The organism is Rathayibacter sp. VKM Ac-2856 (genome assembly GCF_013205055.1).
Lineage (GTDB): Bacteria > Actinomycetota > Actinomycetes > Actinomycetales > Microbacteriaceae > Rathayibacter.
In genome coordinates this window covers 735,043-754,704 of sequence record NZ_JABMLF010000002.1, presented here as the reverse complement: position 1 = coordinate 754,704, position 19,662 = coordinate 735,043, and the positions used below count along the sequence as shown (strand labels likewise).

Below are 19,662 nucleotides of genomic sequence, written 5' to 3'. Positions count from 1 at the left end.
CGGGGGAGGGGCGGCGGAGGAGCGGGGTGGAGGGAGCCTGTGGAGGAGTGCGTCAGAGCGCGGACCAGGTCGGCCGGCCGCCGAGCAGGGTCGCCGCGACGGGCGTCGCGCGCAGCTCCTCGACGTCGGTGGTCGCCGGGTCGCGGTCGAGCAGCACCAGATCGGCCACGGCTCCGACCGCCACCGTCGCCCCGCGGGTGCTCGCGGCGAGGGCGACGTCGAACGGCAGCCGCTCGGCCGGGTGCCAGGCCTCGCGGCCGTCGCGGCGGCGGCTGACGGCGGCGGCGAGCGAGATCCACGGGTCGAGCGGAGCGACCGGCGCGTCGGAGCCGAGCGCGAGGGTCGCGCCCGCGGCGTGCAGCGAGGCGAAGGCGAAGGAGCGCTCCGTGCGGCCCGCCCAGTGCCGGTCGGCGACGTCGCGGTCGTCCATCGCGTGCTCCGGCTGCACGCTCGCGACCAGTCCGAGCCGGCCGAAGCGCGCGAAGTCCTCCGCGGCGACGAGCTGCGCGTGCTCGATCGTTCCGGCGAGGCCGAGCCGCTCGAAGACGTCGAGCACCTCGGCGTTCGCGCGGTCGCCGATCGCGTGCACGGCGGGGAGGATCCCGGCGTCGCGGGCGCGGATCAGCAGCCCCTCCACCTCCTCCGGGGCGACGCTCAGCACGCCGCAGGGGTGCGGGTGGTCGGCGGTGATCCCGGGGTACGGGTCGAAGCAGTAGGCGGTGCGGGTGTTGAGCGAGCCGTCGACGACGATCTTGAGGCGGCCCATCCGTGCCAGGCCGGTCGGATCGAGCGGGTCGCCGGTGCGCAGCCCGCGCGCGATCGCGTCGTCGAGCCGGTCGGGCCAGACGGCGGCCTCGACGCGCAGCGCCGTGACCCCCTCCGCGATGCGGGCCGGCCAGGCGCGGGAGTTGTCGGCGTTCTCGAACTCGACGATGCCGACGACCCCGCGCGCGGCGGCGGCCTCGGCGGTCTCGCGGTACGCGGCGGCCGTCGGCAGGCCGACCGCGTCGATCAGGTCGAGCGTGCCGATCCACTCCGTCTCGCGCAGCATCCCGTCCTCCGGGACCGCCCTGCCGAAGCGGCGGCCGGCCGCGCTGTTCAGCCAGCCGCAGTGCAGGTCGCCGCTGATCAGGACGACCGGGCGGTCGGGCGCGATCGCGTCGAGGGCCGCGCGGGTCGGGGCGTCGCTCCACAGGCCGTCGCGGAAGCCGTAGCCGATGAGCACGGCGTCCTCGCGCACGGCCAGCGCCGCGCGCATGATCGCGACGGCCCCGGCGGCGCTCGCCGCGGGCGCGAGGTCGACCCGCTGCCTCCGCACCACCCACTGGGTGAAGTGCACGTGCGCGTCCCAGAAGCCGGGCGCGAGGAAGCGGCCGCCGGCGTCGAGGGCCTCGGCGGTGCTCGGCAGGGTGCCGGCGGGGGCGATCGTGGCGATCACGCCGTCGCGCAGCAGCAGATCCGCGGGGGCGTCCTGCCCCGCGAGCAGGGCGGAGCGGATCAGGAGCTCGGTCATGCGTCCTCCAGGTCGAGAGGCCGGCCCATCACGGGCACGGCCCGGAGCAGCTGCCTCGTGTACGGGTCGGCGGGGTCCGACAGCACGGCGTCGGTCGTGCCGTGCTCGACGAGGCGCCCGCCGCGCATCACCGAGACCTCGTCGCTGACGTAGCGGACGACGGCGAGGTTGTGCGAGATGAAGAGCATCGTCAGATCCAACTGCCGCTGGAGCTCGCGGAGCAGGTTGAGCACCACGCCCTGCACCGAGACGTCGAGCGCCGAGGTGATCTCGTCGGCGATCAGCACCTCCGGCTCGGCGGCCAGCGCCCGGGCGATCGTGATCCGCTGGCGCTGGCCGCCGGAGAAGGCGGTCGGGCGGTCGTCGGCGCGGGCCGGGTCGATGTGCACCAGGTCGAGCAGCTCGCGGACGCGGTCGTCGCGGGCGGACGCGGAGTGGCGCCGGCCGGTCGCGAGCAGCCCCTCCGCGATCGAGGCGCCGACGCTCATCCGCGGGTCGAGCGCGGACAGCGGGTCCTGGAACACCATCTGCACGCGGCGGCGCGCGGCCCGGGCCTCGGGCGCGCGGCTGGTGATGTCGACGCCGTCGAGCAGGATCCGCCCGGAGTGCAGGGGAGTGAGGCCGACGGCGACCCGGGCCACCGTGGACTTGCCGGAGCCGGACTCGCCGACCAGCCCGTGTGTCGTGCCGGGGCGGACCGTGAGGTGCACGGCGTCGACGGCCGTGGTCGCCGAGCGGCCGTGGCCGAAGCGCACGGTCACCGCCTCGTAGCGCAGCTCGCTCATGCGGTCAGTGCCTCCTCGTCCTTCGTCGCCGGATCCTCGTCCGCGGCCGCGATCACGGGGAGCAGCGCGCTCCGGTCGGTCGCCATGTCCGGCACGCAGGCGATCAGCCCGCGCGTGTACGGGTGCCGCGCCTCGTCGAGGCGGGCGGCCGCGATCTCCTCGACCACGCGGCCGTCGCGCATCACGACGATCCGGTCGCAGAAGCCGCTGACCAGCGCGATGTCGTGCGAGATGAAGAGGATCGCCGCTCCGGTCGCGGTCTGCGCCTCGCGCAGCGCCTGCATCACCTGCCGCTGCACGGTGACGTCGAGCGCCGTGGTGGGCTCGTCCGCGATCAGCAGCCGCGGCGCGCCCATCAGGCCCATCGCGATCATCGCCCGCTGCCGCATCCCGCCGGAGAACTCGTGCGGCAGCTGCCCCACCCGCTTCTCGGCGTCCGGGATGCGCACCAGGTTCAGCTTCGCGATCGCGCGGCGCAGCGACTCGGCGCGCGGAGTGCGGGCGTGCACCTCGCTCGCCTCGCGCAGCTGTCGGCCGATGGTGAGCGCCGGATTGAGCGAGGTCAGCGGGTCCTGGAAGATCATCGCCTGCTCGAGCCCGAGGCGGCGGCGCTCGGCGGCGTTGGGCACCGCGGTCATGTCGATGCCGCGGAAGACGAGCTGCTCGCTGGTGACCAGCGCGTCCGGGCCGAGCAGCCCGGCGACGGCGCTCGCCGTGACCGACTTGCCCGAGCCGCTCTCGCCGACGATGCCGACGGTCTCGCCCGGCAGGATCGTCAGGTCGACGCCGTGCACCCGCTCGGTCATCGCGCCGTCGCGGCCGGGGAACGCCACGCGCAGCCCCGACATCTCGACGACGGGCATCGCGTCCGTCACGGGGGCGACGACCTCGTCCGAGCGCCGGCGCCGCACGGCCTTCACCGGGCGGCGGCGCGAGGACGACTCGCTGAGGACCTCGCCGAGCAGGGCGAAGACGACGCCCACCAGCACCACGGCGATGCCGGGGCCGATCGCGGCCATCGGATCCACGTAGATCCGCTTGGCCCCCTCGTTGAGCAGCCGGCCCCAGTCGTACTCGGGCGCCTGGACGCCGAGCCCGAGGAAGGACAGCGCCGCGAAGGAGAGCAGCGTGACGGAGGCGTGCGCGGCCGAGTTGACCAGCAGCGGCGGCAGGATGTTCGGCACCACGTGCCGGGCGGTCGTCCGCAGCGGACGGCTGCCGAGCATCCCCGCCGCGCGCACGTAGTCGCTGGAGGAGACCGAGGCGGCCAGCGTGCTGGTGAGCCGCGCGAAGACCGGGATGCCGGCGAAGCCGACGGCGAGCATCGCGCCGACCGCGGTCGTGCCCCAGATCACCGAGAAGAAGAGGGCGAGCAGCAGCCAGGGGAAGGACAGCAGGATGTCGATGAGGCCGGCGATCAGCCGCTGCAGCAGGCGCGGCAGCAGCACCGCGGTGACGCCGAGCAGCACGCCGCCGACGACCGAGATGCCGGTCGCGCCGAGCGTCAGCAGCACCGAGACGCGGGTCGCGACGACGACGCGGGCGAAGAGGTCCCGGCCGAGGTCGTCGGTGCCGAACGGATGCGCGGGGCTCGCGCCCTGCTGGCGGTCGGCGATCGAGCGCTCGGTGGCGAGGTCGCCGAAGAGGATCGGGCCGAGGATCGTCGCGAGGACGACCAGGACGAGGCCGACGGCGGCCGCGACGCCCTGCGGCGTCCGCAGCGACTCGGGCAGCCGCCGCGCGAGGGAGGCCCGGCGGGCGGGGGATGCAGTGCTCATGGCTCAGGCCTCCGCGATGGCCGACCGCGGGTCGAGCGCGGCGAGCAGCAGGTCGATGACGAGGTTGGCGGCGAGGACCAGGACGGCGTACATCAGCACGATGCCCTGGATCAGCGGGTAGTCCTTGGTGGTGATCGACGAGACGATCGTCGATCCGATGCCCGGGATGACGAAGACCGTCTCGATGAGCACCGTGCCGGCGACGAGGCCGGTCAGCACCACTCCGCCCGCGGTCAGCGTCGCCGTGACGATGTTGGGCAGCGCGTGCCGCAGGTAGAGCAGGTGCCCCGGCAGCCGCTTGCTGCGCGCGGTGGTGAGATAGGGCGCCTCGAGCACCCGCACCATCTCGACGTGCACGATCCGCGCGAGATAGGCGAGCGGGCCGATCGCGAGCGCGAGCACCGGCAGCACCGCGTACTCCGGGCCGCCCCAGCCCGCGGACGGGGCGAGCGGCACGACGATGCTGAACAGCCAGATCAGCACGACCGCCAGCAGGAAGTTGGGGATCGCGATCACGACGCCGAGCAGGCCCGAGACGCCGAGATCGAGCGCGCGGTGCTTGCCGGCCCGGGCCGAGACGGCGGTGGCGACGCCGATCGGGAAGGCGCCGAGCGCGGCGACCGCGAACGAGACGACCGAGAGCATCAGCGTCGCGGGCAGCCGCTCGGCCAGCGTCGCGCCGACCGGGCGCTGCGTGCTGATCGAGGTGCCGAGATCCCCGCGGAGCAGGCCGCCGAGGTAGTTCAGGAACTGCTGGCCGATCGGCAGGTCGAGGCCGAGGGTGCTGCGCAGCACCGCCACGGTCTCGGCCGGCGCGGTCGGACCGAGCGCCGCCCGCACCGGGTCGCCCGGCACGAAGTGGACCATGAAGAAGGAGGCGATCAGCACGATCACCAGCGAGAGGGCCGCGCGGGCGAACCGCTTGAGCAGGAAGGCGAGGCGCGGGGATCCGGCGACGCCGAGCAGACGATCCCCTCGGCGCGGACCGGCGGCGGGCGCGGTCGGCGGGCCGGCCGGGGGCACGGCGGCCGAGGACGCGGCGGCCGGGGGTCGCACCGAGGGGATCGTCATGGTCAGCCCTGCATCCGGATCGTGGTCGGCGCGACGGTGCCGGGACGCTCGAAGGTGGCGCCCTTCACGTACATCGGCGACTCCGTCTCGGCGAGCGGGAAGACGTCGACCCGCTCGATCAGCTCGGACTCGGCCTGCTTCCAGATGCCGCAGGCCTCGTCGGCGCTGCCGGCGCTGAGGGCCTGCGTGGCGAGGGCGTTGTACTCGGGGTTCTCGACGCCCATGAAGTTGTAGCCGCCGTTCTCGCTCGTCTCACCGAGGAAGAACAGGCTCAGCACCACGGGGCTCGAGGGGGCGAGCTGGATGAATCCGGTGTCCCAGTCGTAGCTCTGGTAGAGGTCGGTCGACCAGCCGGCGGAGTCCTCGGCGACCAGGTCGGTCGTGATGCCGAGCTCGTTCCACTCCTGCTGGACCTCCTCGGCGGCGGCGCCGTGCGAGGGGGTGCCGGCGTCGTAGAGGAAGCGGATGGTGAGCGGCTCGCCGTCCTTCGTGCGCAGGCCGTCCGAGCCGAGGGCGTAGCCGGCCTCGTCGAGCAGCTCGCCCGCGGCCTCCACGTCGGTGTCGGGCAGGGTCCAGTCGGGGCCGCCGGCGACGCAGGTGAGCGGGATCTGGTTGACCAGCGAGACCGAGTCGACCGCGTTGCCGTCGGTGACCAGCTCGCCGACGGCGTCGCGGTCGAGCGAGAGGGTCAGCGCCTGGCGGACGCGGACGTCGGCGGTGGGGCGGTCGGCGCGCTCGTTGAAGAGCATCTCGCCGATCGGGTTGAGCACGCCCTCGGTGTCGAGGCCGGCGGCGTCGAGGCGCTGGCGGTCGGCGCCGATGACGGAGGCGGCGTTGAGCTCGCCCGAGATCAGCAGGTTCGCAGCGGTCGCCTCGTCGGTGATCACCCGCGCCTCGATCTCGTCGGGCAGCCCCTCGGTGTCGCTCGTGACGTCGTCGGGGCCCCAGGTGTAGCCGTCGCGCTTCGTGTACGTGTAGTCCGAGCCGGGGCTCGAGGCGGTCAGCGCGTAGAGGGCGGTGCCGTTCGTCGTGTCGGTCAGCGTCGACGGGTCGTCGAGGCCGGCCTGGCAGACCATCTCGATGCTGCCGGTGCCCTGGAGCAGGAACGGGTTGTTGGCCGCCGACGTGACGGTGACGACGTTCCCCTCCGCGGTCGCGGTCATGTCGGCGGTCACGTTGGAGCCGAACCAGAACGTGCCGTTGTCGGCGTTCGCCTGGTAGGCGAAGTTGGCCGCGGCCGTCTCGGCGGTGAAGGGGGTGCCGTCGGCGCAGGTGATGCCGTCCTTCAGCGTGTAGGCGATCGAGGTGGGCGTGGTCTCCCAGCTCTCGGCGAGGAAGGGCACGACCTCGCCCTCGGGGGTCGTGTAGGCGAGCGAGTCGTAGCCGAAGGTCACCATCGCGCGCTGCACGAGGGAGACGCCGGTGAACGGGTTGAGGCTGCCCGGGTCGTCGTTGATCGCCAGCGAGAAGGTGCCGCCCGAGACGGGGTCGGCGTTCGAGGCCGTGCCGCCGGCCGGGGCCGAGCAGGCGCTCAGGGCGAGCAGTGCCACCAGCGAGCCCGCGGCGACGGCCGGGACACGGAGCGCTGTGGTGCGGGGAGAACGGGTCATGATGCGTCCTTCGGGGAATGCAGGGCGAGTGGTGCAGGACTCCCGATCAGGGCCAGCGGGCCCGCGGCCTTCACGGAGACTTTGAGCGAGGCGCTGGTCGAGTACGACAGCGGCGTCTCGAGCACGTCGACGATCTCGACGAGGCGCGGATCGGCGCCGGCCTGGATCGCGCGGTCGATCGCGATCCGGCCGGCCGCCTCGATCGCGGCGGCGCGGTCGACGTGGTCGCAGACCTGGTCGGCGCGACCGCCGGCCAGGGCGATCGCGGCGCCGACGGCGTTGGCGACGTTGCCGCGGTCCGGGCGGAGCACCTCGCTCGCTCCGTGCACGCGGTCCGGGACGAGGAAGCCGCCGCCGCCGACCACCACGAGCGGCAGTCCGACGCGGCCGAGCGACATCCGCTCGACGGCCGACTCGATCCGGTCCTGCGCGACGGCGAGGGCGTTGCCGAGGCCGGAGCGGGTGGCGCGGTCGAGCGCGGGGAGGCTGTGGCCGGCGATCATCCCGGGCAGCTGCATCGCGGCGGCGTCGGTGAGGGTGGCGGTCGTGCCGCCGAAGAGCAGCCCCTCGCGGGCGATGCGGTAGCCGACCGAGTCGGTGGTCGGCACGCCGGTCGCGAGGTCGACGACGGTGCCGCCGCCGATCCCGACGCTGAGGATGTCCGGCATCCGGAAGTTGGTCCGCACGCCGCCGATCTCGCGCGGCAGGGTCGACTCGCGGGGGAAGCGGTCGACGAGCACGCCGAGGTCGCTGGTGGTGCCGCCGATGTCGATGATGATCGCGTCGTCGGCGCCGGAGAGGAACGCGGCGCCGCGGATGGAGTTGGCGGGACCGGAGCCGATGGTGAGCACGGGGTAGCGGGCCGCGTACTCGACGGCCATCAGCGTGCCGTCGTTCTGGGCGAAGAAGGTGGCGGCGTCGAGGCGCTCCTCGTCGACCACGGTGAGCAGGCCCTGCGTCACGTCGCGGGCGATGCCGTGCAGCGCGGCGTTCAGCACGGTCGCGTTCTCGCGCTCGAGCAGTCCGAGCGCGCCGATCTCGTGGCTGAGCGAGACCGGCAGGTCGACACCCGCGTGGTCGGCGACCAGCGCGGCGACCTCGAGCTCCTGCTCCGGGAAGGAGGGGCTGAAGATCCCGCAGACGGCGACCGCGTCGAAGCGGCCCTCGAGCGAGTCGAGGAAGCGGCGGATGCCGTCGCGATCGAGCGGCGAGATCGGGTAGCCGTCGATCAGGTGGCCGCCGCCGGCGAGCAGGCTGCCGGCGAGCACGGTGTCGCGGAGGTCGGCGGGCCAGCCCGAGAGCGAGGGGAACTCGGTCGAGGCGGGGGCGCCGAGGCGGACGACGGCGACGCGGCCGAGGTCGCGGCGGCGCACGATCGCGTTGGTGGCGTGGGTGGTGCCGAGCATGACGCGCGAGACGCGGTCGCGGTCGGCGCCCAGCTCGCCGAGCACCGCGGAGAGGGCCGCGCGGATGCCTCCGGTGACGTCCTCGGTGGTCGCCTGCTTCGTCCAGGCGATCACGCCGCCGTCGGCGTCGAGCACGACGGCGTCGGTGTTGGTGCCGCCGACGTCGATGCCGACGGACAAGTCGCGGAGTGCGGCGCTCATCGGGCGGCCTCCGCGACGGCGCCGTCGAACGGCACGTAGTCGAAGTCGAAGTCGAACGCGGCGGGGCCGGCCAGCTCGATCCCGCGCGGGGTCCGCCAGAGCGGATCGCAGGCCCAGGCGAGCACGCTGACCCGCTGGCCGAAGCGGAGCATCTCGGTCGAGATGGCCTCGCCGGTCTCGGAGTCGAGGATCGAGACGAGGTCGGGGACGCTGACGACGACCCCGCCGTCCTCGATCACGACGAGGTTCTCGTTCTGGATCTCGACCCGCACCATCCGGCTGCGGTCGGCCCCGACGCCGTCGATCGTCACGGAGCCGCGGGTGAAGCCGCCCTCGGTGCTGCGGTCGATGTCGATCACCTTGCCGCCGATCAGGATCGCCGCGCCGAGCTCCTCGGCGATGTCGGCGACCGGGTCGGCGGAGGCGAGCAGGCGCCGGCCGACCTGGATCGCGCGGCTCACCGTGCCCTCGATCACGGCGCCCGGCGCGGTCTCGTGGGTGAGCAGGTAGTGCGCGCCGAGGGCGATGCCGCCGGCCGCGACGGTGAAGGCGCGGGCGTGCCGCTCCAGCCAGGCGATGTCGATCGTGCGGAGGACGGTGACGTTGCCGACCACGTCGCTCATCACCGCGAACTCGCTCGGGAGGCCCGCGACGTTCATCGAGATCATGGTCGCCTTCGGGAACGCGCGGCCCATGCCGTCGGCGTCGAGCACCGCGAGCCCCAGCTCCGCGGCCCAGCCGACCGGCGCGACGCCGTTGCTGCCGCCGATCTCGGCCGCCATCACGGTGGTGATCGGGCGGCCGACCAGGCGCTCGACCTCGCGGAGCAGCGTGTGCGCCTGGCTGCTCGAGCCGAGCATCTCGATGCCGACCGAGGGCGCGCCCATCCCGGACATGATGATGACCGCGTCGTCCGGGCCGAGGTCCTCGACGCCGACGACGCGCACCGGGCCGTTGGCCTCGATCGCGTTCTCGACCGAGAGCTGCGCGCCGTGCACCGAGCCGCCTCCGCCGGTGCCGAAGACCGCGCAGCCGGCGGCCAGGGGAGCGACGTCGTCGCGGGTGATCAGGCGGACGGGGCTCGGTCCGGCCGGGGGCGTGAAGCTCATGCTCCGAGGCTAGCCAGCGGGTCCAGAGGGCGGAATGTGCCGTCACCATGAGGAAACGGCCATGATTGTGCTCATGGCACAGACCTCGCTCGTCCACGTCCTCGAGCACAGCGAGCAGTTCGGGATGGTCTGCCGCGCGGGCGATCCGGCCGGCGTCGCGCTGAGCGGAGTGGAGATGCTGGCGCTCGAGGACGTCGGTCAGGCCTCGCCCGGCCACCTCGTCATCGTGCTGCACGGCGCGGAGCAGCCGCGGGCGTACCAGATCGACATCGTCATCCGGCGGGCGATCGCGGCCGAGGTCGCCGCCCTGCTCTTCGTGGGCGAGCTTCCGCTGGCCGAGACCTCGCGCTCGCTGGCCGACCGCGGGGCGCTGCCGGTGCTGACCGCGAGCGCGCCGCCGTCGGAGCTGGCCGTCTCGATCGACCGGCTGCTGCGCGGTGGGGCGGCGGAGGCCCTCGGCCGGGCCGAGCTGGCGATCGCCGCGGCCCGGGCGGCCTGCGACGGCGACCCCGCCGACGCCCGCTCGGCCGTGCTCGACGCGGCGACCGCGGCGCTCGGGATCGAGCTGCGGATGATCGAGGACCCGGCCGTCACCTGGAGCGACCCCGACGCGGTCTGCATCGGCGAGGTCGCGGTGGGGCGGCTCGTCGCCGAGCAGCCGGAGACCGCGGCGGTGATCGCGCTGCCGGTGATCGCCGCGCTGCTGTCGCGGGCGCTGCAGCGCGAGTCGCAGGTGCGCTTCGGGCCGGCGCGGTCGCGGGCCGACCTCGTGGTGGAGCTGCTGCTCGCCGAGTCCTCGCGGATGGACGCCCTCGCGGTCGATGCCGCGCGTGCCGGGCTGCCGGTCGCCTCCGCGCACGCCGCCGCCTGGATCACCCCGCGCCACCGCGACGACGCCGAGCGGCGCCTGCCCGCGGCGCTGGTCGCGGCCATCGAGCTGAACGCCTTCCAGCTGACCGACGGCCGCGACGAGGTCTGGCACCTCGCGGTCTTCCACGACGACCTGGTGGTGGTGGCGTCGGAGGAGTCGGGCGCGCCCGATCACCAGCGGCGGGTGCGCGACGTGGCGGAGCGGCTGATCGCCTACGGCTCGGCTCTCGCGGGGGAGGGCTGGACGTTCACCGTCGGCCTCGGCACTCCGCAGTCCGGCGCCTCGGGGCTCCGGCAGTCGGCGACGGAGGCGCGGATCACGGCGGGCTCGGCGGTCGCCGCCGGCCGTCTCGGGGCCGTGGAGGTCACCGACGTGACGGGTCTGCGCCGCGTGCTGCTCGATTTCTACGCGTCCCCGCTCAGCCGCGCGCTGCTCGACGACGTGCTCGCGCCGCTCGACGCGCTCGGCGCCGAGCGCTCCGCCATCTCGGTCCGCACCCTGCTGGCCTACCTCAGCAACCGCAACTCGCTCGCCCGGGCCGGCGAGGTGCTGCTGCTGCACCCGAACGCCGTGAACTACCGCGTGCGCCGCATCGAGCAGGCGCTGGCGCTGGACCTCGAGGACCCGGACACGCGCTTCGCCCTCGAGCTGGCGTGCCGCCTGCGCGTGATGGCGACGACGCGCTGACGCGGCGCCTCGCGACCGGACGCTCACCGGGCCCTGCCTGGGCTCCAGGCCCCGCCCCGCGTCGACTCGCGCGGGCACTCGGACGCGAGTGGACGCGGACGGGGGTCTGCGCGCGGGTCAGGGGCCGGTGCGCGTCCACTCGCGCGGGCCGCGCGCGTCCTGGGCGGCGGCGGGGGGAGCGGTCGCGATGGACGCGACGACGGGCGCCAGCCACAGGGAGGCCGTGTGGGCGAAGACCAGCTCCTCGCCCTTCGGCGTCAGGTGCGCCGTCCAGGTCCCCGACTCGCGGTGCTCCTGGCGCAGGAGGCCGGCGTCGACGAGGGAGCGGACGTCCGCGTCCAGCTGCGCGAGAGCCTCGGCGTCGGACTTCTCGTCGAGAAGGGTGAAGGCGCTCGCCCGCGCCGCTCCGCCCTCCTCGAAGGCGCGGACGGCCAGGAGCAGTCGGAGGCGTCGTCTCTCCTGTTCCACGTGGTGCCTTTCTTCGGTGGTGGGGCTCCCCGGGGATCACCTGGCGGAGTCTCCTCGGCGCGGAGGGTGTCCGCGCCCGGTCGGCGAGTGGCGTGCGCTCAGGTGGAGAGCGCTCTCAGGGTACGGTCGGGTGCTCTCAGGGACATGCTCGGAGGACCGCTCTCCTCCGGGTCGGCGCCTGCATCCTGAGGTCCGGCCCCGGTCTCGTCCTCGCTGGAGTCGCGACTCCGCTCGCCCGCTCGCACCCGCCGTTCCGCGCCCTGGCGCGGGAAGACCGCTCCTCTCCGCGCCCGGCCTCCCCGTGTCATCGCCCGATGTCTCCGGCGCGGCAACTCTCCCGCTCGTTCGCCGCGGCTAGGCGGAAGTACCCGTGCTCATGGCCGGCCGCTCCGCCGATCCGCGCTGCCGCCCGGCGGAGGGGAGCGAGCGGGCGCCGTCAGCGCAGGACCGCCGACACCGCCTCCGCGAGCCGGATCGCGGCCCGCTCCAGTTCACGGGAGCGCGCCGTGACGTCGTCGGCCATGCCCACCAGGCACGCGGCCGCGACGACGGCGCCGCTCGCGTCGCGGATCGGCGCCGAGATCGAGACCATGCCCGCGTCGTCGTAGGCCTGCATCGAGAGGACGCCGTCGCGGCGGACGGTCTGCACCCGGCGGACGAACCGCGCCAGCTCGCGCGGGGTGTGCCGCGCCGGGAAGAGCTGCGCGAGCTCGTCCGGCTCGAGATCCATCAGCATGGTCGGGCCGCCGTCCGAGCCGACGATCGGGTGGGCGCGGCCGAGCCACGGGAGCATCGCGAGGCCGTCGCCGGCGAGGCTCCCGTCCAGCACGCTCAGCTCCTCGACCAGGGTGAGGCTGCGCATCCCCGCGAGTACGGTCACGAAGGCACAGGCGCGCAGGCTCCGCGCCGCCTCCGCGACCAGTGGCCCGCCGCGCGACACGATCAGCGGAGCGGCGGCCGCCCGGAACCAGCCGTGCACGACCCAGGCGACGCGGAACTCCCCGTCGGCGCCCCGCTCCACCACGCCCGCCGCGACGCACGCGTCGAGCAGCCGTCCGGTGCGGTCGCGGCGGAGGCCGGTCGCGCGCGCGGCGCCGGCGACGGTGTCCGGCCCGTCGGCGAGGTGCTGCAGGAGCGGCAGGACCGCGTGCAGGGCGGAGGCGCCGGAGCCGCCGGATCCGCCGGTCGGAGGGGTGGCCGCGGGCGCGCCGTCCGTGCGCGCGCCGTCCGCGGCTGCCGCCGCCGCATCGGCCAGGACCTGCGGTTCGTCCGCACCCCGCATCCGCTCCGCGCCGAGCGCCGCCTCGATGCTCCGGCGCGCGACCGCGAGCGCCCGCCGGATCCGCGGGCCGTTCTCGCGCAGCCGGACCGCCGGCAGCCGCACGGCCAGCACCGCCGCGCACTCGCCCGCGGGCGTCAGCAGCGGTGTCGCGATCTCGACGCGCAGCCCCTCGGCGGTCTCCACCACGGTGTCGTCGCCGAGATCCTGCGGATCGGCGGCCCGCGCGATCGCGCTGTCGGCGTCGTCGATCCGCTCGCCCACCGCCGCGGGGGAGTGCAGCGTCCACGAGGAGAGGACGCTGCCGATCACCCGCATCGCCCCGGGCGCCCCGGCGGCGAGCACGACGGTCTCGCCGGTCTGCTGCGCGGCGAGCGTCAGGGCGAAGCGGAGCGACCGCGCCACCGGCGCCGCGGCCCGCCCCGAGAGCCGCACGGCGACCGCGCCCAGACGGTAGCTGCCGTAGTCCGCGCCGCGCTCGATCAGCCCCGTCCGCTCCAGCTCCGCGCACATCCGCGACACCGAGCTGAGCGGCGCCCCGAGCGCGGCGGCGATCACCCCGACCCCGAGCGGCGCCGTCGGATCCGGCCGCTCGCCGAGCAGCCGCACCACCCGGAGGCCCGTCGTCACGCGTGCGCTCATCAGCCGCCCTCCACAGAACCGCAATTCTCCGCGCAGACTATTGCGTCCTGCGGTCCTGGGCGAGGGGCGCGACCTACGCCGTTCCTAGGGTGGTCCCGCGTCCGCGCCACCCGCATCCCCTCCGAGGAGCCGCCATGAACCAGTCCGTTCCCGAGGACTCCGCCCCCGAGGACTCCGCCGCCGAGGACTCCGCCGCCGAGAACTCAGCTGCCGAGGAGTCCGCCTCCGAGAACTCAGCCACCGCGGAGTCCACTCCCGAGGAGTTCGACGTCGCCGTCGTCGGGATGGGCGCTCTCGGCAGCGCTGCCGCCTACCACCTCGCCCGTCGCGGCGCCCGGGTCGTCGCGTTCGAGCAGTTCGAGCTCGGCCACGTGCGCGGCGCCTCGCACGACACCTCGCGCATCCTGCGCACCTCCTACGGCGCCCCCGAGTACGTGCGGCTCGCGCAGTCGGCCTACCTCGACTGGGCCGACCTCGAGGCCGAGTCGGGCGAGACGCTGGTCACGATCACCGGCGGGCTGGTCTTCTTCCCGGCCGGCAGCCCCTACTCCGCCGAGGCGTTCCGCTCGAGCCTCACCGAGAGCGGAGTCCCGTTCGAGCTGCTCACGCCGGCCGAGGTCGCCGAGCGCTGGCCGCAGTTCTCGCTGCCCGAGGGCACGCAGACCGTCTTCACCGCCGACTCCGGCATCGTGCACGCCGCCCGCTCGGTCGCGGTGCTGCAGCTGCGGGCCCGGCAGCACGGCGCCGTGATCCGCGATCGCACGCCGGTGGAGGCGCTGATCCCGGGCGAGGGCGGCGTCGTCGTGCGCACCGCGAGCGGCGACGTGCGCGCGGGCAAGGTGGTCCTCGCCGCCGACGCCTGGACGAACGAGCTGCTCGCACCGCTGGGCGCCGAGATCCCGCTCGTCACGATGCAGGAGCAGGTCAGCTACTTCGCGCCGGCCGACCCGAGCGTCTTCGACCGCGAGCGCTTCCCTGTCTGGATCTGGGAGGACGAGCACTGCTTCTACGGCTTCCCCACCTACGGCGAGCCGACGATCAAGGCCGCGCGCGACGTCTCCGACAACCTGATGGCCCCGCGCGAGCGCACCTTCGTGCCCTCGGCCGAGCTGCTGGACGAGCTGACCGGCTTCGTCGGCGCCGTGCTCCCGGCGGCCGGCGAGGTGCTGCGCACCGTCACCTGCCAGTACGCGCTCACGCCTGACCGCCGGTTCATCCTCGGGCCGCTGGACGAGCACCCCGACATCCTGGTCGGCCTCGGCGCCGGGCACGCCTTCAAGTTCACGCCGACCATCGGCCGCGTCCTCGCCGAGCTCGCCCTCGACGGCACGACCAGCGAGGACGTCTCGGCGTTCGGGGTGACACCGCCGGTCGCGGCGCCCATCCTGGGCTGAGAGCCGTGCGCCCGATCGGCTGTGGAGGAGGACCCGCCCGCCGTCTCCGCGCGTCGACCAGCCCCGCCGACACCCTCCGCGTGGGTCTCGATGCGCCCGCTTCGCGGGCTCCTCGATCAGCACGACTCGCGACCGGACCCGCAACGGGCCCCGCGCCCCGAGCAGCCCCCCTCCCGCGTCCACTCGCCCCGGCGCCACCCGCGACTGGACGCTCGGCGGGCTCTGAATCCCCGCCGCACCCCACCCCGAGTCCTCTCGCACCCCCGCCGTCCGAGTGCCCCCGCCGCAACGGCGCCCCCATGCGGGTCGAGTAGCCGCGCAGCGGCGTATCGAGACCCGCCCGCTTGCAGGCCGGTCGACCAGCCGCGCAGCGGCGGCGCCCATGCTGGTCGAGTGGCCGCGCAGCGGCGTATCGAGACCCACCCCGTCCGTGCCTCCGCACCCCTCGCGCCGCCGAGGCCTGCCATCCTGACCTCGCACGCGCCCGACCCCGTGCGAGGAGGCGCCCATGTCCGCCGATGCGAGGTCCGCCGACCCGCCCGCCGACACTCCGCCGGCCGTCCCCGACGACGGCATGGCCGAGTCCGGCTACCGCCAGACCCTCACCCGCGGGATCGGCCGCTTCGGCAGCTTCGCCGCGGGAGTCAGCTACATCTCGATCCTGACCGGCACCTTCCAGCTCTTCTCCTTCGGCTACGCGAACGGCGGCCCCGCCTACTGGTGGTCCTGGCCGCTCGTGTTCGCCGGGCAGCTCGCCGTGGCGCTCTGCTTCGCCGAGCTCGCCGCGCGCTACCCGGTCGCCGGCTCCGTCTACAACTGGAGCAAGCGCCTGGCCGGCCCGACGGTCAGCTGGCTCGCCGGCTGGATCATGGCCCTCGCCTCCGTCGTCTCGCTCGCCGCCGTCGTGCTGGCCTACCAGACCACGCTGCCGCAGCTCTGGAGCGGCTTCCAGCTCCTCGGCGACGGCTCCGGCACGAGCGCCGGCGTCAGCGCCGTCCTCTGGGGCGCGATCCTGGTGGCGTTCACGACCGCCGTCAACGCGGTCGGCGTGCGGCTGATGGCGCGGATCAACAGCGCCGGAGTCCTGATCGAGCTGGTCGCCGCGGTCCTGCTCGTCGTCGTCCTCGCCGCCAACGCGGTCAACCCGCCGAGCGTCGTCCTGGAGACGACGGGACGCGGCGACGGCGCGCCGGGCGGCTACCTCGGCGCGTTCCTCATCGCCGCGATCGCCTCCGCCTACGTGATGTACGGCTTCGACACCGCCGGCTCGCTCGGCGAGGAGACCGTCGATCCGCGCCGCACCGCCCCGACCGCCATCCTCCGCGCGATCACCGCCTCGTTCGTGCTCGGCGGCCTGATCATCCTCTTCGGCCTCCTCGCCGCACCCGACCTCGCCGACCCCGCGCTCGGCTCCCCGTCCGGCGGCCTGCAGCTCGTGGTCCTCCAGGTGCTCGGCGGACCGCTCGGCTCGGTCTTCCTCGGCTGCATCGTCGTCGCGATCACCGTCTGCGCACTCGCCGTGCACACCGCGGGCATCCGCCTGGTCTTCGCGATGGCGCGCGACAACGCCCTGCCCGGCAGCGCCCTGCTCGCCCGCGTCGACCCGCGCCGCCGCACCCCGGTCGCGCCGGCCGTGCTGATCGGCGTGCTCGCCGTGCTGATCCTCGTCGTCAACATCGGCACCCCCGAGATCTTCACCGCCGTCACGAGCGTCGCCGTCATCCTGATCTACCTCGCCTACCTGCTGGTCACCGTGCCCCTGCTGGTCCGCCGCCTCCGCGGCCGCTGGCCCACCGCCGACGCGCCCGCCGGCTACTTCTCCCTCGGCCGCCTCGGCCTGCCCGTCAACGTCGTCGCCGTGCTCTGGGGCGCCGCGATGACCGTGAACCTCGCCTGGCCCCGCACCGAGGTCTACGGCGACGGCCCCCTCCGCTGGATCGCCCTGATCGTCGTCGCCGCGGTCGTCACCACCGGCCTGCTGTGGTTCCGCCTCCACGGCCGCCACCGCCTCGGCGTCCTCCCCGAGCACGCCTCCGCGCTCCCGCCCCCGGACCCGGACCCGCGGGACCGCTGACCCGCCCCGCCCCCGATCGATCCGTCACGAACGGCTCCCTCCCCGCCTCCGAAGGAGCCATTCGCGACGGATCGCCGCCCTGATCCGCCCGCAGAAGCCCCCGCACCCGCCGAGTCGCCCGAGAAGGCTCGTTCTACCGCCCGAGAACGAACCTTCTCGGGCGACTCGCCGCTCGGGCTCGCCAAGCGTCGAGTGGGCCACTGGAGCCTCGCCGCCCAGCCCGCATCCCGCATCCCGCCCGCTGAGTCGCCCGAGAAGGCTCGTTCCACCGCCCGGGAACGAACCTTCTCGGGCGACTCAGGCGCGTGGTCTGTAGAGGTAAGACCCGTCGCCGGGCCCGGGCTCAGCCGATCGCAGTCGTCGCTGCGCTGCTTCGCCTCAGCGTCAAGTAGCCGGTCTTCGTTCCGGTGACCGTGACGGTCAGAGTCTTGCCTTTGTCCGCGGCCACCGGCTTGTACGTCGCGCTCTTGGCGCCGCTGATCGCCGAGCCGTTCCGGTACCACTGGTAGCTCAGGGTCACCGGTGCCGGTGCCCAGCTTCCCGGTACGGCCGTCAAGGTCGAGCCGATCTTCTTGGTTCCGCTGATCGTCGGAGCCGGTCCACTCAGCGTGCCTTGCGCGACCGTCTTAGCAGCGGTCGTCTTCGTCACGGTCGTGTATCCAGCTTTAGTCCCCGTCACGACGGCGACGATCGAGGCGCCGACATCCGAGGCGGTCGGAGTGTACGTCGACGCTGTCGCGCTTGAGACGACGGTTCCGTTCCGCTTCCACTGGTAGCTGAAGACGACAGGCGACGGACCCCATGTGCCGGGCACGGCCGTCAGCGTCTGACCCACGGCGGGGGTTCCGCTCAGGGCGGGAGTCGCGGTCGTCAGAGTTCCGGCGGCGATGGTCGACGTCGTCGCGCTCGTCTTCGTCGCGGGCGAGTACCCGGGCTTCGTCGCCGTCACCGAGACCGTGATCGTCCCCTTCAGGTCAGCAGGGGACGCGGTGTAGGTCTTCGACGTCGCGCCGACGATGTAGTTCCCGCCGTTCCGCTTCCACTGGTAGCTGAGGGTGGTGCCGGCGTCCCAGATCCCGGCGTTCGCCGTCAGGATCGATCCGACTGTGGTGGTTCCGCTGATCGTCGGAGTCGGCATGAGGGTCATCAGAGCGAGCACGACCGTGACTGAGGCGCTCGTCTGGGTGGCCGACGCGTACCCGGACTTCGTGCCGGTTACGGAGACTGTGATCGCTGCTCCGCCGTCCGACGACGCGAGGACGTAGCTGCTCGACGTCGCGCCTGCGATCGCTGTCCCGTTCCGATTCCACTGGTACGACAGGGAGACCGGGGCCGGCCCCCATGTGCCCGCGTTCGCTGTGATGGTCCGCCCTACGGAGGCGGTGCCGCTGATCGTGGGAATGCCGGCCGAGACGGTCTGGGTGCCTGCGGCCACCACCGTCGTCGATGCGCTCCTCTTCGTCGTCTCGGCATATCCGGTCTTCGCGCCGGTGACGGCCACCGAGAGACGAGAGCCCTGGTCCGCTGCGGTCAGCTGGTAAGTCGAGCCGGTCGCGCCCGTGACGGCGATGCCGCTGCGGAACCACTGGTAGCGGAAGCCCACTGGGGAAGGGCCCCACGTGCCGGCACTGGCGGTGAGCGTCCGACCGACGACGACGCTGCCGGTGATCGTCGGCGTGCCGACGGTGAGGTCAGTGACCTTGGTGACGTCCATGAGGAGGTTGCCGGTGTCGGTCCGATAGAACGCGCCGGCCTGAATGAAGTAGGTCGATCCCGCGACAACGCGGAACGACGCGACCGCATTGTCCTTGAGGTAGATCTTGTTCGGATATCCCTCTCCGACGTTGGTTTTCGGGCAGACGATGAGATTCCCTGGACGGTCGGCGATGGCGTCATAGACCGCGAAGTCAGCGCCGTAATCGCTCCTGCGCACGTCGATCTGCACGGTGCCCGTCGATGAGGCGACGAATCGATACCAGAGGTTGTTCGTGATCGGTCGCTCGTAGTCGGTGTCACAGCCGGCGTACCCGTACTGGATCCGCGGGTTCGTCGTGACGTTGGAAGCAGAGATCGTCGTGGGCAGAGTACCGATGGGAAGCGCTCCAACCGGCTCCGTGTTCGGGGTGAACGACGAGGCGCTCAGGTCGAAGACGAAGGGGATGTCGCGGTCAGGATCGAGGGTGCTTCCCCAATCCGCGAGTCCGACCTCGAAGAAGTACGTCTCGCCGGCCCGCGCCTGCACGAAGTTCTCCTCTGGACCCTCTTCGAGGCTCACGCAGCTCACCTGCTCGAGGTTTTCTAGCGATGTTCCGCGGTAGGCGGCGGCCCCCCAGCTGAAGTCGCTCCGGTTCATCGTGTAGGTGAGCCCCTGATCGGTCGGGGCCGTGTAGCGGTACCAGACCGTATAGGGGAAGTAGACGTTGTGCGTCCCGAAGTCCTCGTGGTCATCCATCGTGCACTCCGACTGCTCGAAGGGCTCTTGGGTCGCACTCGTCAGCGACCCGGTCCCGACGAACGGCAGGCTCGAGACGACGGCGGCCGAGGCGAAGTCGTCGTTCGAGGGCCGGGGGATCGCTGCCTGAGCAGGCGGGGCGGCGAGCCCGGTCGTGAGCGCGACTGCGACGAAGGCAGCGATCAGGATCGAGCGGACACGGGCCAAGCGGTGGGTGCGCACGCGCGACTCCTCAGCGTCGGTACTACGGAACGGACGCCGTGGAGGAGAAGTCGGTGCTCGGGGATGTTCCCGTCAGGCCGTGATCTCTTCGTGGTGCGAG

The 19,662-nt window shown here is 73.5% G+C and carries 13 protein-coding genes; 3 read left to right on the top strand and 10 right to left on the bottom strand.

The genetic code is table 11. The features are described 5' to 3' along the window. Positions 1 to 52: 52 nt before the first annotated feature. The 7 genes from HQQ82_RS10340 to HQQ82_RS10310 are packed head-to-tail and all read right to left on the bottom strand — an operon-like array spanning position 53 to position 9,473. The gene (locus tag HQQ82_RS10340; RefSeq protein WP_173232916.1) at positions 53 to 1,513 is read right to left on the bottom strand and encodes an amidohydrolase; all 1,461 of its coding nucleotides are present in this window, start codon (positions 1,511 to 1,513) and stop codon (positions 53 to 55) included. Next, positions 1,510 to 2,298, bottom strand: coding sequence for an ABC transporter ATP-binding protein (locus tag HQQ82_RS10335; protein ID WP_173232915.1), 789 nt, complete (start codon positions 2,296 to 2,298; stop codon positions 1,510 to 1,512). The genes HQQ82_RS10340 and HQQ82_RS10335 overlap by 4 nt, the downstream gene beginning before the upstream one ends. Beyond that, a complete protein-coding gene (locus HQQ82_RS10330) occupies positions 2,295 to 4,076 on the bottom strand; it encodes a dipeptide/oligopeptide/nickel ABC transporter permease/ATP-binding protein (protein WP_173232914.1) in 1,782 nt (593 codons plus the stop codon). The genes HQQ82_RS10335 and HQQ82_RS10330 overlap by 4 nt, the downstream gene beginning before the upstream one ends. A gap of 3 nt (positions 4,077 to 4,079) precedes the next feature. Then, positions 4,080 to 5,147 carry an ABC transporter permease gene (locus HQQ82_RS10325; RefSeq protein WP_173232913.1) on the bottom strand — a complete coding sequence of 356 codons (1,068 nt, stop codon included), beginning with the start codon at positions 5,145 to 5,147 and terminating at the stop codon, positions 4,080 to 4,082. Positions 5,148 to 5,149: 2 nt separating this feature from the next. Then, positions 5,150 to 6,757, bottom strand: a complete 1,608-nt coding sequence (locus tag HQQ82_RS10320) for an ABC transporter substrate-binding protein (RefSeq protein WP_173232912.1) — start codon at positions 6,755 to 6,757, stop codon at positions 5,150 to 5,152. Next, the gene (locus HQQ82_RS10315) at positions 6,754 to 8,364 is read right to left on the bottom strand and encodes a hydantoinase/oxoprolinase N-terminal domain-containing protein (RefSeq protein WP_173232911.1); all 1,611 of its coding nucleotides are present in this window, start codon (positions 8,362 to 8,364) and stop codon (positions 6,754 to 6,756) included. The genes HQQ82_RS10320 and HQQ82_RS10315 overlap by 4 nt, the downstream gene beginning before the upstream one ends. Continuing rightward, on the bottom strand, positions 8,361 to 9,473 hold the full coding sequence (locus HQQ82_RS10310) for a DUF917 domain-containing protein (protein WP_216848443.1): 1,113 nt from the start codon (positions 9,471 to 9,473) through the stop codon (positions 8,361 to 8,363). The genes HQQ82_RS10315 and HQQ82_RS10310 overlap by 4 nt, the downstream gene beginning before the upstream one ends. A gap of 61 nt (positions 9,474 to 9,534) precedes the next feature. Here HQQ82_RS10310 and HQQ82_RS10305 point away from each other — a divergent pair, with 61 nt between their 5' ends. Continuing rightward, positions 9,535 to 11,031 carry a CdaR family transcriptional regulator gene (locus HQQ82_RS10305; RefSeq protein ID WP_216848442.1) on the top strand — a complete coding sequence of 499 codons (1,497 nt, stop codon included), beginning with the start codon at positions 9,535 to 9,537 and terminating at the stop codon, positions 11,029 to 11,031. 117 nt (positions 11,032 to 11,148) lie between these two features. Here the strand turns inward: HQQ82_RS10305 and HQQ82_RS10300 are convergent, their stop codons facing one another. Next, positions 11,149 to 11,499 (bottom strand): hypothetical protein, encoded by a 351-nt coding sequence (locus HQQ82_RS10300; RefSeq protein WP_173232910.1) that lies wholly within the window; start codon positions 11,497 to 11,499, stop codon positions 11,149 to 11,151. Between the two features lie 436 nt (positions 11,500 to 11,935). Further along, the gene (locus HQQ82_RS10295) at positions 11,936 to 13,420 is read right to left on the bottom strand and encodes a helix-turn-helix domain-containing protein (protein ID WP_173232909.1); all 1,485 of its coding nucleotides are present in this window, start codon (positions 13,418 to 13,420) and stop codon (positions 11,936 to 11,938) included. 134 nt (positions 13,421 to 13,554) lie between these two features. Between HQQ82_RS10295 and solA the strand changes: the two genes are divergently transcribed. Both solA and HQQ82_RS10285 read left to right on the top strand, forming a co-directional pair. Beyond that, entirely contained in the window at positions 13,555 to 14,814 is a 1,260-nt protein-coding gene (gene solA, locus HQQ82_RS10290; RefSeq protein ID WP_173232908.1) for an N-methyl-L-tryptophan oxidase, read from the top strand. 574 nt (positions 14,815 to 15,388) lie between these two features. Further along, a complete protein-coding gene (locus HQQ82_RS10285; protein WP_216848523.1) occupies positions 15,389 to 16,888 on the top strand; it encodes an APC family permease in 1,500 nt (499 codons plus the stop codon). Between the two features lie 343 nt (positions 16,889 to 17,231). Here HQQ82_RS10285 and HQQ82_RS10280 read toward each other — a convergent pair whose 3' ends face one another. Then, on the bottom strand, positions 17,232 to 19,562 hold the full coding sequence (locus tag HQQ82_RS10280; protein ID WP_173232906.1) for a hypothetical protein: 2,331 nt from the start codon (positions 19,560 to 19,562) through the stop codon (positions 17,232 to 17,234). Positions 19,563 to 19,662: the final 100 nt, after the last annotated feature.